Origin of the sequence: Blastococcus sp. URHD0036 (assembly GCF_000701365.1) — a bacterium.
Classification (GTDB): Bacteria; Actinomycetota; Actinomycetes; order Mycobacteriales; family Geodermatophilaceae; genus Trujillonella.
This window is the reverse complement of sequence record NZ_JNIK01000018.1, coordinates 268,857-284,614: the sequence shown is the minus strand read 5'-3', so window position 1 is coordinate 284,614 and position 15,758 is coordinate 268,857. Positions and strand designations below refer to the sequence as shown.

Annotated in this window: 16 protein-coding genes; 6 read left to right on the top strand and 10 right to left on the bottom strand. The window is 74.5% G+C overall.

Annotated elements, in window-relative coordinates:
- Positions 1–8 precede the first annotated feature (8 nt).
- From N555_RS0121770 to N555_RS0121760, 3 genes are all read right to left on the bottom strand, one after another.
- Positions 9–1,508, bottom strand: coding sequence for a sensor histidine kinase (locus tag N555_RS0121770; protein WP_051684334.1), 1,500 nt, complete (start codon positions 1,506–1,508; stop codon positions 9–11).
- Positions 1,505–2,245, bottom strand: a complete 741-nt coding sequence (locus tag N555_RS0121765) for a response regulator transcription factor (RefSeq protein ID WP_034511861.1) — start codon at positions 2,243–2,245, stop codon at positions 1,505–1,507. Before N555_RS0121765 ends, N555_RS0121770 begins: the two co-directional genes overlap by 4 nt.
- Before the next feature lie 183 nt (positions 2,246–2,428).
- Entirely contained in the window at positions 2,429–3,205 is a 777-nt protein-coding gene (locus tag N555_RS0121760; RefSeq protein WP_034511857.1) for a siderophore-interacting protein, read from the bottom strand.
- 320 nt (positions 3,206–3,525) lie between these two features.
- On the opposite strand from N555_RS0121760, the gene N555_RS0121755 reads away from it, so the two are divergent.
- Both N555_RS0121755 and N555_RS0121750 read left to right on the top strand, forming a co-directional pair.
- Entirely contained in the window at positions 3,526–3,735 is a 210-nt protein-coding gene (locus N555_RS0121755) for a hypervirulence associated TUDOR domain-containing protein (protein ID WP_029433602.1), read from the top strand.
- 40 nt (positions 3,736–3,775) lie between these two features.
- Complete coding sequence (locus tag N555_RS0121750) at positions 3,776–4,207, top strand: DUF2795 domain-containing protein (RefSeq protein WP_051684333.1); 432 nt, start codon at positions 3,776–3,778, stop codon at positions 4,205–4,207.
- A 22-nt stretch (positions 4,208–4,229) separates the two neighbouring features.
- Here the strand turns inward: N555_RS0121750 and N555_RS0121745 are convergent, their stop codons facing one another.
- Entirely contained in the window at positions 4,230–5,117 is an 888-nt protein-coding gene (locus N555_RS0121745) for a hypothetical protein (RefSeq protein WP_029433600.1), read from the bottom strand.
- Positions 5,118–5,667: 550 nt separating this feature from the next.
- On the opposite strand from N555_RS0121745, the gene N555_RS0121740 reads away from it, so the two are divergent.
- Positions 5,668–7,362: an LCP family protein gene (locus N555_RS0121740; RefSeq protein ID WP_231503080.1), complete on the top strand. Its 1,695-nt coding sequence runs from the start codon at positions 5,668–5,670 to the stop codon at positions 7,360–7,362.
- 62 nt (positions 7,363–7,424) lie between these two features.
- Here the strand turns inward: N555_RS0121740 and pstB are convergent, their stop codons facing one another.
- The 6 genes from pstB to N555_RS0121710 form a co-directional block, all read right to left on the bottom strand.
- Positions 7,425–8,204, bottom strand: a complete 780-nt coding sequence (pstB, locus tag N555_RS0121735) for a phosphate ABC transporter ATP-binding protein PstB (RefSeq protein ID WP_029433598.1) — start codon at positions 8,202–8,204, stop codon at positions 7,425–7,427.
- 25 nt (positions 8,205–8,229) lie between these two features.
- A complete protein-coding gene (gene pstA, locus N555_RS0121730) occupies positions 8,230–9,309 on the bottom strand; it encodes a phosphate ABC transporter permease PstA (protein ID WP_029433597.1) in 1,080 nt (359 codons plus the stop codon).
- Positions 9,309–10,262 carry a phosphate ABC transporter permease subunit PstC gene (pstC, locus tag N555_RS0121725; RefSeq protein ID WP_029433596.1) on the bottom strand — a complete coding sequence of 318 codons (954 nt, stop codon included), beginning with the start codon at positions 10,260–10,262 and terminating at the stop codon, positions 9,309–9,311. The genes pstA and pstC overlap by 1 nt, the downstream gene beginning before the upstream one ends.
- A gap of 85 nt (positions 10,263–10,347) precedes the next feature.
- Positions 10,348–11,472, bottom strand: coding sequence for a phosphate ABC transporter substrate-binding protein PstS (pstS, locus tag N555_RS0121720; RefSeq protein ID WP_029433595.1), 1,125 nt, complete (start codon positions 11,470–11,472; stop codon positions 10,348–10,350).
- A gap of 242 nt (positions 11,473–11,714) precedes the next feature.
- Positions 11,715–12,617: a mycothiol synthase gene (gene mshD, locus N555_RS0121715; protein ID WP_029433594.1), complete on the bottom strand. Its 903-nt coding sequence runs from the start codon at positions 12,615–12,617 to the stop codon at positions 11,715–11,717.
- 43 nt (positions 12,618–12,660) lie between these two features.
- The gene (locus tag N555_RS0121710) at positions 12,661–13,416 is read right to left on the bottom strand and encodes a winged helix-turn-helix transcriptional regulator (protein ID WP_029433593.1); all 756 of its coding nucleotides are present in this window, start codon (positions 13,414–13,416) and stop codon (positions 12,661–12,663) included.
- Positions 13,417–13,641: 225 nt separating this feature from the next.
- Here N555_RS0121710 and N555_RS0121705 point away from each other — a divergent pair, with 225 nt between their 5' ends.
- The 3 genes from N555_RS0121705 to N555_RS0121695 are packed head-to-tail and all read left to right on the top strand — an operon-like array spanning position 13,642 to position 15,685.
- A complete protein-coding gene (locus tag N555_RS0121705) occupies positions 13,642–14,484 on the top strand; it encodes a hypothetical protein (RefSeq protein ID WP_029433592.1) in 843 nt (280 codons plus the stop codon).
- 8 nt (positions 14,485–14,492) lie between these two features.
- The gene (locus tag N555_RS0121700) at positions 14,493–15,182 is read left to right on the top strand and encodes an LmeA family phospholipid-binding protein (RefSeq protein WP_029433591.1); all 690 of its coding nucleotides are present in this window, start codon (positions 14,493–14,495) and stop codon (positions 15,180–15,182) included.
- A 41-nt stretch (positions 15,183–15,223) separates the two neighbouring features.
- Entirely contained in the window at positions 15,224–15,685 is a 462-nt protein-coding gene (locus N555_RS0121695; protein WP_231503078.1) for a TlpA family protein disulfide reductase, read from the top strand.
- Positions 15,686–15,758 lie beyond the last annotated feature (73 nt).

The window sequence follows — 15,758 nt, the reverse complement described above, 5'->3', positions numbered from 1 at the left end:
CCGCTCCCTCAGCCGGGCACCCCGGGGCGCTCCGGCGGACCGCTGCGGGGCAGCCGCACGGTGAACACCGCGCCCCGGCCCGGAGCCGTGTCCAGCACCACCGTGCCGCCGTGCGCGGCGACCAGCGACGAGACGATCGCCAGCCCGAGCCCGGTGCCCCCCGCCGCGCGCTGGCGGCTGGGATCGGCCCGGTAGAAGCGCTCGAACACGCGGGCGGCGTCCTCCGGCGTCATCCCCGGCCCCTCGTCGGCGACCCGCACGACCACCGTGCCGCCGTCCTCCTCGGCGCCGGCCGGCGCCGGCTCCTCGGCCAGGGTCACCGTCACCCGGGCGTCGCCGGGCGTGTGCACCAGCGCGTTGGTGACGAGGTTGCCGACGACCTGCCGGAGTCGCGCCTCGTCGCCGAGCACCACCGGCAGCTCGGTCATCGCGGGGTCGACCGCCAGCTCCAGGGGCCGGTCCGGCTGGAGCGCGCGGGCGTCGTGGACGGCGTCCCCGGCCACCTCGGCGAGGTCGACCGGCGTGACCGTCAGCGGCCGCTGCTGGTCCAGCCGGGCCAGCTGCAGGAGGTCCTCGACGAGCAGGCCCATCCGGCCGCCCTCGGCCTCGATGCGCTGCATCAGGCGGGCGACGTCGTCGGGGTCGCGCACCGCGCCCTGCCGGTACAGCTCGGCGAAGCCGCGGATCGACGTCAGCGGGGTGCGCAGCTCGTGGCTGGCGTCGGCGATGAACCGGCGCATCCGGCCCTCGGAGGCCCGGGCCTGCTCCTCGGAGGCGCGCTGGGCGGAGAAGGCGGTCTCGATCCGGCCGAGCATCCCGTTGAGCGCGGCCGAGAGCCGGCCCACCTCGGTGCGCTCGTCACCGGCGGGCACCCGGCGGGACAGGTCACCGCCGGCGATGGCCCGGGCCGTCCGCTCGACCTCGGCCAGCGGTCGCAGGCTGTTGCGCACGAGCATGTAGCCGGCGATCCCCAGCCCGGCCAGGACGACGAGCCCGACGAGCACCTCGATGCGGACCAGCCGGGCGATCGCCTTCTGGTCGCCCTCCAGGTCGGAGCCGACCACGAGGGTGAAGCCGCCGGGCAGCTCTCCCGAGGCCATCCGCCACAGCTCGCCGTCCACCCAGACGTTCGTCGGCCGGGTGTGGCCGCGCAGCTCCGCCACCTCGCCGGCGTCGAGCGGGAGCATGTCGTCGCCGTCCGGCCCGCGGGGCGCGCTGAGCAGGACCGGCACGTCGTCGTCCGGCGTCAGGCAGGCGATGTAGAGGGTGGTGCTGGGGCGGGCGTAACCCGGGTTCAGGCAGGCGCGCACCACCTCGGGTCGCAGGTTCCGCTCGACGGTGGCCTGCAGCTCGTCGTCCTGCTGGTCGAGGAGGTAGCCCTTGAGCAGCGACGTCGCCGCGAAGCCCGTGGCGAGGAGGGCGAGCGCCACGAGCGCGACGAGCAGGGCGACGAGGGTGACCCTGAGCGGGACCCGCGGGCCCCGCAGTACGGGAGCGGGTGGCGTCATGCGCCCCGCGGCAGCCGCAGGGTGTAGCCGACCCCGCGGATGGTGTGCAGCAGCCGCGGCTCGGTCGTGTCCACCTTGCGCCGCAGGTAGGAGATGTAGGACTCGACGACGTTGGCCTCGCCGTTGAAGTCGTAGTTCCACACGTGGTCGAGGATCTGCGCCTTCGACAGCACCCGCCCGGCGTTGGCCATGAGGTAGCGCAGCAGCTTGAACTCGGTGGGCGACAGGCTGATCAGGGTGCCGGCCTTGAGGACCTCGTGGGACTCCTCGTCCAACTCGATGTCGGCGAACGTGAGCCGGGGCGCCTCCGCGGCGCGCTGGGCGGCCACGCTCGTCCGGCGCAGCACCGCCCGGATGCGGGCCAGCACCTCGTCCAGGCTGAACGGCTTGGTCACGTAGTCGTCGCCGCCGAGGGTGAGGCCGGAGACCTTGTCCTCGGGGGCGTCGCGGGCGGTCAGGAAGAGCACCGGCGTGTGCCGGCCGGTCTCCCGCAGCCGGCGGACCACGCCGAAGCCGTCGAGGCCCGGCATCATCACGTCGAGCACCAGCAGGTCGGGCCGGAACGACGCCGCCATGGCCAGGGCCTGCTGGCCGTCCGCCGCCGTCGCCACCTCGAAGCCGGCGTAGCGCAGGCTCGCCGACAGCAGCTCACGGATGTTGGGCTCGTCGTCCACCACGAGCAGCCGCGCCTCGGGCGCCCGCCCGGTCGAACCGCCCGTGTCCCGGGTCCCCTGCACTGACCCTCCCGCAGAACGCACCGATGCCGTCGTCATGGCCCCAGGTTCCGGTCGACGGCTGGCGTGGCACTGGACGCTACCTGTGAACTCCCTGGACGCCGCTCATCCCGCTCCGTACCCCGGCCGGCTTCCGCGCCGCGGTCCGCTCCTCGCTCGTTCCTCGCTGCGATGCTCCCGCGGCTGTCAGCCGGCGGGCGCCATCGCGCGGCCGCGGCGCCAGTAGCCGATCGCGTGGTGCCCGGCGCGGCCGAGGCCCCACCGCGAGCGCAGATCGGTACGGATCGCCCGGACGGCGGCGGACTCCGCGCCCACCCAGGCGAAGACGTCCTCCCCGGTCGGGGGCTCCAGTGCCGCGACCGCGTCGACGAGCAGCGTGGTCTCCCCGGGCGGCGTCCCCCCGCGGTGCAGCCAGCGGACGGTCACGCCCGGCGGCGTCACGAGCGGCTGCTCCTCCTCCGGCCCGGCCACCTCGACGAGCGCGAGCCCGGTGGTGGTCGGCTCCGCCTCGGCGAGGATGCGGCTGATCGCGGGGAGCGAGGTCTCGTCGCCGACCAGGAGCAGCCAGGACGCCGGCCGGAGGGCGAGGTCGCCGCTCCCGGCGACCCCGAGGAGGGCGCCGGGGCCGGCGGCGGCCGCCCAGGACGCCGCCGGACCGTCCCCGTGGAGGACGAAGTCGATCTCCACCTCGCCGCGCTCGGGGTCCTGCCGCCGCGCGGTGTAGCTGCGCAGGGCGACGCCGTGCGAGCCGGCCGGCCAGACCACCCGGCCGTCGCGCGCCACCTGCGGCCAGCGGGGGGCGGCGTCGTCCGCCCTCGGCACCAGCACGTTCACCGTCGGCCCCGCGGCGGCGACGGCCTCCGGCGACCCGGTGAGCGTCACGCGGCGGACCGTGGGTGTCACCGACGCCACCGAGACGACGGTCAGGACGTCGACGTTCCGCAGGTCGCCGGGAGCTGTCACACGGCAGAGCGTAGGCAGCCGGCGCCCCGGCGCGCCCGTGCGGTGCCCGGAACGGGCCGACCCGGCCGACCCCGGGGGAATGGAGTCGACCGGGCCGGCGATCGAGGACGACGAGGTGACGGTCGGTAGTGGTCGACCCTGCTCTGACCAGCTCCGACCGGGATGCACTCCGTGTCGATGGCCACGCTACGTGAGCGAGCCGCAGGAGGCAGCGCCCGCAGGAGTGAACCTGCGGTCCGTCCGGGTGATGTGTGTCCCCGCGTCTGCGGGGGCAGGCAGCGGAGGACGGACGCGACGGCGCCCGAACCGGGGAGGACGACATGGCGGACAACCTCAGCAAGGGCGACCACGTCACGTGGAAGAGCCACGGCGGCGAGGCCGAGGGCACCGTCCAGAAGAAGATCACGAAGGACACGGAGGCCGCGGGCCGGAAGGTCAAGGCCAGCTCGGACGAGCCGCAGTACGAGGTGAAGAGCGAGAAGAGCGGCGGCACCGCGGTGCACAAGCCGTCGGCGCTGAAGAAGAAGTGACGCCCGGATCCACCGCACGACCAGCACACAGGAGGCAACCGTGAGTGAGACCGACGACCAGTTCGCCGGCGTGTCATCACGCAGCACCAAGCACAACCCGCGCCTCGACGAGGAGCTCGAGCACGAGATCCAGGGGATGCTCAAGGCCGAGCACGCCACCCGCTCCCACGAGTGGCGCGAGGCCGAGCCGGTGGCCGAGGGCGAGCCCGACCTGACCAGCGACCCCGCCGGCACGCTGGTGGGCGGGGTGCCGGTCGGCATGACCGAGGACGCCGTCGTGGCGCGCGCCGAGCTGGCCCGCTGGCTGGACCGCGCCGACTTCCCCGCGGACGGCCCGACGCTGGTGGAGGCCGCGCTGGACCACCGCGCCACCGACGCGGTGGTCGACGAGCTGCGCAGACTCCCCGAGGGGGAGACGTTCGAGCGCATCGGCGACGTCGTCCGGGCGCTGGGCTACCCGACCGAGACGTGAGCCCCCGGAGGAGCGGGCCGGTTCAGGAGCCGGCCTGCTCCTCCTCCTGCTCCTCCTCGGCGATCTCCTCGGCCCCGCGGCGACGGAAGAGCCGCGACCCCGGGAAGCCCTTCACCACCTGACGCAGGTCCTGCATGGTGTCCAGCAGGTCGTGCACGTCGGGTCCGACCCCGTCGAGGGTCTTGAGGATCGGCAGCACGTCGTCGTCCAGGTGGCCGAGCAGGACGGGCAACCGGTCGATCATCGAGACCAGCGCCTCGACCTCGTCCGGCTCCATCGTCTCCGCCAGTCGCTGCACGATCGGCACGAGCTGCTTCAACGGGCCCTCGAAGCCGGCCAGGAGCGGGTCGACGCGGGAGACGAGGTCCTCCGCCCGCGTCACCGCCCCCTCCGCCTGACCGATGGTGTCGCCGACCGCGGAGATGGCCTGGTCGGCCTTCTTCTGGGTCTCGCCGACGGCGCTGATCGCCTCGTCGGCCTTCCGCTGGGTCTCCCCCACGGCGCTGATCGCCTCGTCGGCCTTCCGCTGGGTGTCGCCGACGGCGGAGATGGCCTCGTCGGCCTTCTTCTGGGTGTCCCCGACGGCGCTGATCGCCTCGTCGGCCTTCTTCTGGGTGTCGCCGACGGCGCTGATCGCGTGGTCGGCCTCCGCCAGCGTGTCGCCGGCCCGGGTGATGGTCTCGTCGGCGCGACGACGCGTCTGCTCGAGGTCCCCGACGGTGCGGTCGACCCGGGCGAGCAGGCCCTCGGCGGTGGTCACCACCGCGCCCACCCGGTCGAGCAGCCCCTCGATGCTGGCGACGGCACCCACCACGCGCGGGACGAGGGCGACGGCCTCCGACAGCCCCTCGCGGAGGCCGTCCACCGCGGCGAGGACGTCGGACGGACCGGGGATGGAGGGGAGTCGCACACCGGCGACGCTACGTCCGTGACCCATTCGACGCCGGACGATCTCCGCGCGTCACCCGTCGGGATGGTCGTGGGGACGTATCGTGAGGGGCCGCCCACGAAGCGTGTGCGGGGTGCTCGTGTGCGCGCGGGTAGGGGAACAGCACGGACCACGACGATGGGATGTCGACGCGGTGGGGGACTCGCGAGCGGGGGGCGGCGCCGGCGACGGCGCGTCCGGTCGTGACGGTGAGCCCCTGACCCTCGAGCAGTTCATCGCCCGACAGGGCGCCGGTCCCAGCGGCCGCCGCGCCGCCCGCCGCACCGGCGAGGTCCCGATCCCTCTGCTGCCGGGCGAGTCCCTGCCGGCGCATCGCGGTCCCCGCCCCGCGGTCCCGCCGCCCGGCCGGGGTCTGCCGGCGGTGCCGGCCGCCCCGTCCGTACCGGCCACCCCCTCTGTGCCCGCCACCCCGCCGCAGCGGCCGACCGTCGTCGGCTCCTCCGTCGGCACCGGGGCACCGGCCCGACCGCTGCCGTCCGCCCCGCCCGCCGGCGTCCGGTACAGCCAGCCCGTGCCCCCGCTGCCCGGTGGCGGGCCGGGGGTCCAGCGCAGCGGACCGGTGCCGCCGCTGCCGGGCGTGCGGCACAGCCAGCCGGTCCCGCCGCTGCCCGGCCGCCCCCCCGCCGGCGGGGAGCGGCTCGACCGCCGGGGCAGGCCCCTGCCCCCCATCCCCGGTCTCGAGGCGCCGGGCCGGTCCGGCGCGACGGCGGCACCACGGCCGCCCCGCAAGGAGACCCGCGCCGCCCGCCGGGCCGCGCGCAGCCCGGGCCGGCGGCGGATGGTGCGCCTGGCGCAGGGGGTCGCGGCGCTGATGGCGCTCGTGGTCGCCTACCACCTGGGCCTCTACGTCTACGTCGACAACAGCATCGAGCGCGTCGAGGCACTGGCCGTCGACGGTCCCGAGCTGGTGGCCCCGCAACTCCAGGAGGGGGCCGCCACCTATCTCGTGGTCGGCACCGGCCTCCCGGGTGCCGAGGGGCCCGGGAGGGTCGCGCCCCTGCTGGCGCGGGTCGCCCCGGACGAGGAGTCCGCGGTGCTCGTCAGCCTGCCGCCCACCGCACTGGTCGACACCCCGTCCTGCCGAACGTCCGACGGCGACATCCGGGAGCCGGCGACGGAGGCCCTGGGCGAGTCACTGCTCGACGGCGGCCCGGCCTGCATGGTGCGGGCGGTGCAGCAGCTCTCCGGTCTGCGGGTGGACCACTACCTCGGGGTCGACCTCGCCCGCCTGCCCGACATGGTGGACAGCCTGAACGGCATCCCGGTCTGCCTCCCGACCGTCACCGACGCCTGGGCCGCGGCCGCCGCCCCCCTGCCGGCCGGCGCCTCGGAGCTCGACGGCGAGCGGGCCGCCGGCTGGCTGGCTCCCGGCGACGCCACGGCCGACGTGGCCGGCACCGCGGTCGCCGAGCGTGCGCAGGTCCTGCTGACGTCGACGCTGCGGGAGGCGATGTCCTTCGGCGTGCTGGGCAACCCGGCCCGGCTCACCTCGTTCCTGACGACCGCGGCCGACGCCCTCACCGTCGACGAGTCCACCAACCTCGGTGACCTGCGCACCCTCGCCGGCACCCTCGGCGACCTCTCCGGGGACGCCGTCCAGCGGACCGCGCTGCCGGTGACCGAGGTGGGCTACGTGCCGGTCGGCCGCGACGAGCCCTACGTGCTGCTCGACCGCGCGGCCACCCGCACGCTCTTCGAGACCGTCATCGAGGACGGCCGGCTGCCCGCCGAGGCGCTGCCGCAGGAGACCGCACCGGCACCGGCCCCGGTGGAGGCGGCGCCCGCCGCGGCCCCGGCCGAGCCGCCGCCCGCGGCCCCGCTGCCGTCGGCGGTCACGCTCGACGTCCTCAACGGGACGGCGACGGCGGGACTGGCCGGCACGGTCGCCGACGCGCTGCGCGCCGAGGGCTTCGTCGTGGCGAGCGTCGGCAACCAGCAGGGCGGGGTGGACGCCACCGTCGTCCGGCACGGCCCCGGCGCCCTGGCGCAGGCCCAGACGCTGGCCTCCGCGGTGCCCGGCGCCGTGCTGCAGGCCGACGACGCCCTCGGCGACGGCGTGCAGCTGGTGGTCGGGCCCAACTACACCTCGGTCGTGCCGGTCCCGCCGCCGGCCCCGGCACCGGCTCCCGAGGCCACGGCGGCTCCCTCGGCCGACACCCTCGCCGCCCAGGCTGCGCCGGCGTCGGCCACCGTCAGCTGCGGCTGACCCCCACACGCCGACGGCCCGCCCCCCGGAGGGGACGGGCCGTCATCAGGGCGCAGCTCGGATCAGCCGAAGCGGCCGGAGATGTAGTCCTCGGTCGCCTTCTGGTCGGGGTTGCTGAAGATCTTCTCGGTCGGGTTGAACTCGATCAGCCGGCCGGGCTGGCCGACGCCGTTGAGGTTGAAGAACCCGGTCTGCTCGCTGACGCGTGCCGCCTGCTGCATGTTGTGCGTGACGATGACGATCGTGAACCGCTCCTTGAGCTCGGCCATCAGGTCCTCGATGGCCAGCGTGGAGATCGGGTCGAGCGCCGAGCACGGCTCGTCCATGAGCAGGACGTCGGGCTCCACGGCGATCGCCCGGGCGATGCAGAGCCGCTGCTGCTGCCCGCCGGAGAGACCCGAGCCCGGCCGGTCGAGGCGGTCCTTGACCTCGTTCCAGAGGTTGGCGCCGCGCAGCGACTTCTCGACCAGCTCGTCGGTGTCGGCCTTCTTCATCCGCTTGTTGTTCAGGCGGTTGCCGGCGATGACGTTGTCGTAGATCGACATGGTCGGGAACGGGTTGGGCCGCTGGAAGACCATCCCGATCTGCCGGCGGACGTCGACCGGGTCGACGTCGGCTCCGTAGAGGTCCTGGCCGTCCATGACGACCTTGCCCTCGACCCGCGCGCCGGGGAGCACCTCGTGCATCCGGTTGAGCGAGCGCAGGAACGTGGACTTGCCACATCCCGACGGGCCGATGAGCGCCGTGATGCTGCGCGGCTCGATGGAGACGTTGACGCCCTCCACGGCCAGGAAGTCGCCGTAGTAGATGTTGAGGTCGGAGACCTCGATGCGCTTGGCCACGTGGATGTCCTCCTGCTCGGTGCGGTCAGCGACCGGTCTTGGGGGCGAAGAGACGGCTGATCAGGCGGGCGACGATGTTCAGCGCCATCACGAAGATGATCAGGACGAGCGCCGCCGTCCACGCCCGATCGAGGAATGCCTGCGTGGCCGTGCCCGGCTGGGTGAGCTGGTAGTACGCGAACACCGGCAACGTCGCCATGCGTCCGTCGAACGGGTTCAGGTTGGTGCCGGTGATGAGACCGACCGTGATCAGCAGGGGAGCAGTCTCACCGATGACGCGCGCCACGGACAAGGTGATGCCGGTCCCGAGTCCGGCGACCGCGGTCGGCAGCACGACCTTGACCACGGTCCGCCACTTCGGGATGCCGAGGGCGTAGCTGGCCTCGCGGAGCTCGTTGGGGACGAGCTTGAGGACCTCCTCGCAGGAGCGGACGACGACCGGGATCATCAGCACCGAGAGCGCGACGGCGCCCATGATCCCGGCGCGGAAGTCGTTGCCGAAGAGCAGCGTGAAGAGCGCGTAGGCGAACAGGCCGGCGACGATCGAGGGGATCCCGGTCATCACGTCGACGAAGAACGTGATCGCCTTCTTGAGCCGGCCGGAGCCGTACTCCACCAAGTAGATCGCCGTGAACAGGCCGATGGGCACGGAGATGACCGTGGCCACCAGCGTGATGATCAGCGTGCCGACGATCGCGTGGTAGGCGCCGCCCCCCTCGCCGACGACCCGGAACATCGACATGCTGAAGAAGTCGCCGTCGAAGCGGGCCAGCCCCTTGGAGAGGACCGTGTAGACCAGCGAGGCCAGCGGGATCATCGCGACCGCGAAGGCGCTGGTGACCAGGCAGGTGACGAGCCGGTCGGTGGCCTTCCGGCGGCCCTGGACGACGCGGGTGGCGACGTACACGGCGAGCGTGCCCAGGACGACGCCGTAGACCGCCGTCGAGGTGATGCTGAACCCCGTGGCCGCCGAGAGGGCGGCACCGAGGGCGATGCCGGCCAGGTACAGCCCCCACAGGGCGAGGCGGGAGAGTCGCCGCTCGACGCGGACGGGTCCCTGGGCGGGGCTGGAGGTCTCGGGCGCGGAGCGGATGTCGGTGCTCATCAGTTGGCTCCGGAGAAGTCGGCGCGCCGGTTGACGATCCAGCGGGCGATCATGTTGACCGCGAGGGTGATCAGGAACAGCACCAGGCCGCTGGCGATGAGGGTGTTGACCCCGAGCCCGGTGGCCTCGGGGAACTTCAGCGCGATGTTCGACGCGATCGTCGACGGGTTGGAGTTGCTGATCAGGTTGACCGTCGCGGCTCCGCCGCCGGAGAGGATGATCGCGACGGCCATCGTCTCGCCGAGCGCGCGGCCCAGGCCCAGCATGGCGCCGGCGATCACGCCGGACTTGCCGTAGGGCAGGACCGCCATCTTGATCATCTCCCAGCGGGTCGCCCCGAGCGCGAGCGCGGCCTCGCGGTGCAGCGCCGGCGCCTGGCTGAACACCTCGCGGGAGATGGCGGAGATGATCGGCAGGATCATGACGGCCAGCACGAGGCCGACCGTGAGCATCGTGCGGCCGCTGGTCGATGCCGGACCGGCGAAGAGGGGGATCCAGGAGAGGTGGTCGGCCGCCCACTCGTGGAAGGGCACCAGCTTCGGCGCGAGGACCGCCAGGCCCCAGAACCCGTAGACCACGCTGGGGATGGCGGCCAGCAGGTCGATCACGTAGCCCAGGGCCGACGCGATCCGCCGCGGGGCGTAGTAGGTGACGTAGAGGGCGATGCCGACGGCCAGCGGCGTGGCGACCACCAGGGCGATCAGCGCCCCGAGCAGGGTGCCGACGATGAGCGGGCCGATGTAGGCGGCCAGGCCCTCGCCGCCGGGGATGTCCTCCGACGACGCGGTGAGGGCCGGGATCGCCTCGCTGATCAGGAAGGCGGCCACGCCGGCCAGGACGAGCAGGATGAAGATGCCGGAGGTCCTGGCGGCGCCGGAGAAGATGCGGTCCCCCGGCCGCCGGACGACGCGTTGCTGCGACGGGGGTTCGGTCGGGGCCTTCGTGGCGGTCACCGTTGCTCCGTGGACTCGGTGGGGATGCGGGCGGTGCGGCGGCCCGGGGCTGTGTGGCGCCCCGGGCCGCCGCGGTGAGCTGGGATCAGCCCGCGGAGATGGCGTCGACGGCGGACTGGCCCTCGTCGCGGATGGTGTCCGAGATCGGCGCGTTGCCGGCGTTCTCGGCGGCGGCCGCCTGGCCGTCCTCGCTGATCACGTACTCCATGAAGGCCTTGACGTTGTCAGCGGTCTCCTGGTCGTCGTAGGTGACGCAGCCGATGTGGTAGCTGACGAGCACCAGCGGGTACTCGGACGCGTCCTCGGTGGTGCGGTTCACCTCGATGGCGAAGTCGAACTCACCCCGGCCCTCGACGGCCGGCGAGTTCTCGACGACGGCCGCGGCGGCCTCGGCGCTGGGGGCGACGAACTCCTCGCCCACCCCGATGCTGGCGACGCCCAGGTCACCGGCGCGGCTGGCGTCGGCGTAGGTGACGGCACCGGCGGTGCTGGTCACGACCTCCACGACGCCGGACGTGCCGTTGGCGGCCTCGCCGCCGGGGAGCGGCCACTCGCCGTCGGGCTCGGAGGTCCACACGTCGCCGGCGGTCTGGTTCAGGTAGTCGGTGAAGTTCTGCGTGGTGCCCGAGTCGTCACCGCGGTGCACGGGCGTGATCGCCGTGCTCGGCAGCGTGGCGTCGGGGTTGTCCTCGGCGATGGCCGGGTCGTCCCACGTCGTGATGGCGCCGGTGAAGATGCCGGCGATGGTCGCGGGCGTCAGGTTGAGCTCGTCGACGCCGTCGAGGTTGAAGATCACGGCGATCGGCGAGATGTAGTTCGGCAGCTCGAAGACCTCGCCGCCGCCGCAGCGCTCGGTGGCCGCGGTCAGCTCGTCGTCCTTCAGTGCGGCGTCGGAGCCGGCGAAGGCGGTGGTGCCGGCGATGAACTGCTCGCGGCCCGCGCCGGAGCCGGCCGGGTCGTAGCTGAAGTTGACGTCCGGGTACTCACCCTGGAAGCCGGCCTGCCACGCCTCCATGGCGGCCTGCTGGGCGCTCGAGCCGGCACCGGCGAGGTCGCCGCTGAGGTCCGCGGGGGCGTCACTGCTGCCGCTGCTGTCGCTGCCGGAGCTGGAGCTGTCGTCCTCGTTGCTGGCGCCACAGGCGGCCAGGGCGAGGGTCGCGGCCAGAGCGGTGGAGAGCGCGAGGGTGCGCGTGCTGCTGCGCAGCTTCAAGTCAGTGCCTTTCGGAGGGTGCCCGGACGTCGTTGCCGGGCAGCGCGAATCCAACGTGGAGCGACGCTAGGCAGCCGAGGTGGCCGCCTCCGGGTTCCTCGGTGAACGCGAGGTGAACGCCGTCGAAGCGCTTCCCGACCGGGTGAGAAGCAGCTCACGTCGAGCGGGTGAACGACCCGCGTTTCGCGTCGCATCACGGTTCGGTAACGCGGATGGTGGGGGGTTGGACCGGCCCACCGGGCTCAGCTCGCGCGCCGCCAGGAGACGTCGACGGCGTGGCGGACGAAGCCGCGCTTCTCGTACAGGCCGACCGCGGGGACGTTGTCGCCCTCGACGTAGAGCAGCACGTCGCGCAGACCCCGCCCACGCAGGTGCGCCAGGCCCACGTCGGTCAGGGCACGGCCGAGGCCGCTGCCCTGCGCGGTGGGGTCGATGCCCAGGACGTAGACCTCGCCGATCGCCTCGTCGCCGGCGTCCCCCGGCGGGTGCACCTTGGTCCAGTGGAAGCCGAGCAGTTCGCCGCCGGCATCCGGCTCCCCGCGCCAGGCGAGGAAGAACCCGGCCGGGTCGAACCAGCCCTCGGCCTCGCGCAGGGCGAGGTCCGCCGCGGTCCAGCTGCCCTGCTCGGGGTGGGTGGCGAAGGCGCGGGCGTTGACCCGCAGCCAGGCGTCCTCGTCGCGGCCCGGGCGGAAGGGCAGCACCTGCACCCCGTCGGGGAGGGCCGGCCGCGGATCGGGGTCCACCCCCTCGAGCGGGCGGCGCATCTGCAGCAGCACCCGTGCGCGGTCGTACCCGCCGCCGGCGGCGAGCTCGGCCGAGCCGGGCAGGTCCCCGTGCGCCCAGACCCGCAGCGGCCGCGCGCCGGCCAGCTGCTCCAGCCGGCGGAGCAGGGCGGTGCCGATCCTGCGCCGTCGGGCGTCGGGGTGCACGACCAGCTCGCCCTCGGCGTCGCCGTCCCCGGTCCCGCCCTCGAAGCGGGCGTACCCGGCGAGGACGCCGTCGGTCTCGACGAGCACGTCGCGGCCGCCCGCGGGGCCGCCGTGCTGCAGCCGCAGCTCGGCCTCCTCCGACAGCGGACGGACGCCGTCGGCGGCCGTGGCGGCGCGCAGCAGCGCCAGCACGGCCGGTACCGCGGCGGCGTCCAGCCGGGCGACGTCCCGGACGGAGGGGTCGAGGGTCAGTGCGGGCTCAGCCCAGCGGAGCGGTGGTCCGGTCGGCCGCGGGCTCGGTGGCCTCGGCCTTCGCCGCCGCCGCCGTGGCGTCGGCGACCTGCTGGTCGAGCTTGTAGCCCACGTTGCGGACCGTGCCGATCAGCGCCTCGTGCTCGGTGCCGAGCTTGGCCCGCAGTCGGCGCACGTGGACGTCGACGGTGCGCGTGCCGCCGAAGTAGTCGTAGCCCCAGATCTCCTGGAGCAGCTGCGCCCGGGAGAAGACCCGGCCCGGGTGCTGGGCGAGGTACTTGAGGAGCTCGAACTCCTTGTACGTCAGGTCCAGCGGGCGCCCGCGCAGCTTCGCGGAGTAGCTGTGCTCGTCGATGACGAGCTCGCCGGCCTGCGTCACGCCGCCCTCGTGGCCGTCGGCCGGCGTGGCCGCGGCGAGGCGCCGGGCGGTGGCCCACTTGAGCCGGGCGTCGACCTCCGCCGGGCCGGCGGTGTCGAGCAGGACGTCGTCGACACCCCAGTCGGCCGACAGCGCGACGAGCCCGCCCTCGGAGAGGACGGCGACCAGGGCGGAGGCCACGCCCGTGGAGGAGAGCAGGCCGCAGAGCGTGCGGGCCTGGATGAGGTCGTGCCGCGCGTCGACGAGGACGACGTCCCCGGAGTCGCCGTCGAGCAGGCTGGAGAGCTCCGGGGCCACCACGCGCACCTGGTGACCGAGCAGCCCGAGAGCGGGCAGCACCTCGGTCGTGGCCTGGCGCGCCGCGGTCATGAGCACGAGTCGCATGTCGTCTCCTGACGGAGCCGGGGGACGGGAGGGCCGTCCGTGGGCCCGCGACGGCGCTGTCGCGTGAGCTCGCAGGATAACCGACCGGGTGCCGGGATCGCCGGTCCGTCCAGTGGAGGTCGTCACGTCTGGCGGCGCGACGTGCCCCGACCCGGGACACGCCGGGAGCCGTGTGCCTCCGCTCGGCGGGCCGACGGGGCGGGCGGTGTCTGCGACGATCGGGTCGTGAGCGCCGTGTCCGACGTCGACGTGCCGGCGCGGGTGCACCACCTGCCCGCGGCACTGGTCGCCGCCGTGGGCACGGCTCTGCTGGTGCTGCTGCCGGCGCAGTGGGGCGAGGAGGGGACCCTCGCCGCGGTCCTCGTGCTCCAGGCGGCGCTCGTCGCGGCCTGGGCTCCGGCGACCGGTGTCCGGGGCGGTGCCGGCGTGACCGCGCTCGGCCTGGCCGCCACGGCCGCCGCCGACCTCCTGCTGCTGCTCCCGGCCGACGCCGACCTCGGGGACCTGCTGGCGGTGCCGGGGGTGGCCTTCGTGGCCGGGGTGCTGCACCAGATGCTGCGGCGGGCGCCGCGCCGCGACGTCGTCGGCTCGCTGGCCGGCGGCCTGCTCCTCGTGTGCGCCGTCTGCGGGCTGGCGGTGCTGCTCCGGCTGCCCGACACGGCGGGCGGCGAGCGCCCTGCGGCGACCGCCGCCCTGGTGGTCGGCGCGGCGCTGGTCGCCGGCCGGTTGGTGGACTCCGTGCTGCCCCGCCCGCAGGTGGCCGCCGGCGTCGACGCCGGCGTCCTCGGGATCGTGGTGGCGCTGCTCGTCGGCGTGGGGGTCGCGCTGGTGCGGCACACGCCGGGCGGGCTGGGCGACACCCTCTCGTCGGTCACCGGCGGCCTGGTCCTGGCCGGCGTCGCCGCGCTGATCGGCCTGTCCGGCGCCTACGTAGCGGCAGGCGCTCCTCCGGCTCGGTCCGGGGCGCTGTCGCGCCCGGCCGTGGCGATGCCGGTGCTCCAGGCGGTGCTGCCCATGGCGGCGTGCGCGCCGGTCGCGTTCGCGCTCGCCGTCCAGACGGTGTTCTGAGTTCCTGGGTGAAGGCGCTCCTCGTCACGCTCGTCGTGCTGCTCGTCCTGGCGGTGGTCGCCGACCGGATCGCGGTCGGGGTCGCCGAGGACCGCGTCGCCGAGGCCATCGAGCAGCGCGGCGACCTCGCCGCAACGCCGGACGTCGACATCGACGGCTGGCCCTTCCTCACCCAGGTCGTGGCCGGCGACTACGAGGACGTCCGGATCCGGCTCAGCGCGGCGGACCTCGGCCAGCCCGAGGGCACCACGGCCGACGTCCGGCTGTCCGGGCTGCACGTGCCGCTGTCGGACCTCGTCGGCGGCTCGGTCGAGCAGATCCCGGTCGACCGCATCGACGGGACGGTCACGCTCTCCTACGAGCTGCTCTCGCGAGAGCTGGGCACCGACACGACGCTGGTGCCGGAGGGGGACGGGCTGCGGCTGACCAAGACGGTCCGGGTCCTCGGCCAGGACGTCCCGCTCACCGCGGTGGGCACGGTGACCCTCGACGGGCAGGACCTGGTCATCGCCGTCGACGACGCGGAGGTGGCCGGGGTGGACCTGCCCGGCGCCGTCGTCCGCGCGGCCAGCGACGCGCTGGACCTGCGGTACGGGCTGGCACTGCCCTTCGGTCTCGAGCTCACCGGGATCAGCCCGGGGGAGGACGGCGTGCTCGTCACCGGCGGCGCGGTGGACACGGTGCTCAGCGGCGGCTGATCGTCGGGAATGCCCCGCGCCGTTCCGCTGCTGCTGCCGCTGTGGACTCGACGGGGCTGCTCGTGCTGCTCGTGGCGCTGCCGGTCACGGCCGCGGTCGCGTGGTGGCTGCGGGTCCGCAGCGGCGCGTTGCGCCCGGCAGGCGGAGAGGGGCGGGACGCGGTGACCGGGACCCCGGCGGAGGAGCTGGTCGCGCTGACCGGTCTGGGGGTGCGCCCGGAGGAGGCCGACCTGACCGTCGTCCAGTTCTCCACGGCGTTCTGCGCGCCCTGCCGCGCCACGCGCGCCCGCCTGCAGCAGTTGCAGCGCGCCCGGCCGGGGCTGGCCTACGTGCACGTGGACGCCGAGAGCCACCTCGACGAGGTCCGCGCGCTCGACGTCCGCCGGACACCCACGCTCTTCTACCTGGACCGCGCCGGCCGGCTCCTCGGCCGCAGCAGCGGGGCGCCCCGCCCGGAGGAGCTGACGGCCCTGGTCGAGGCCCACACGGGGGTGCGCGAGTGATCGGTTACCCTCGCCTCGTGGGCCTCATGCTGACCTCTCGTCGCACAGTCGATCTGTGCCGCGTCGGCAGCTG

What these genes read in the sequence shown, in the direction of transcription:
- N555_RS0121755 (WP_029433602.1), top strand. Translation starts at nt 3,526, where the DNA reads ATGGCGGACAACCTCAGCAAGGGCGACCACGTCACGTGGAAGAGCCAC.
- N555_RS0121770 (WP_051684334.1), bottom strand. Translation starts at nt 1,508, where the DNA reads ATGACGCCACCCGCTCCCGTACTGCGGGGCCCGCGGGTCCCGCTCAGG.
- N555_RS0121710 (WP_029433593.1), bottom strand. Translation starts at nt 13,416, where the DNA reads ATGCGACTCGTGCTCATGACCGCGGCGCGCCAGGCCACGACCGAGGTG.
- pstA (WP_029433597.1), bottom strand. Translation starts at nt 9,309, where the DNA reads ATGAGCACCGACATCCGCTCCGCGCCCGAGACCTCCAGCCCCGCCCAG.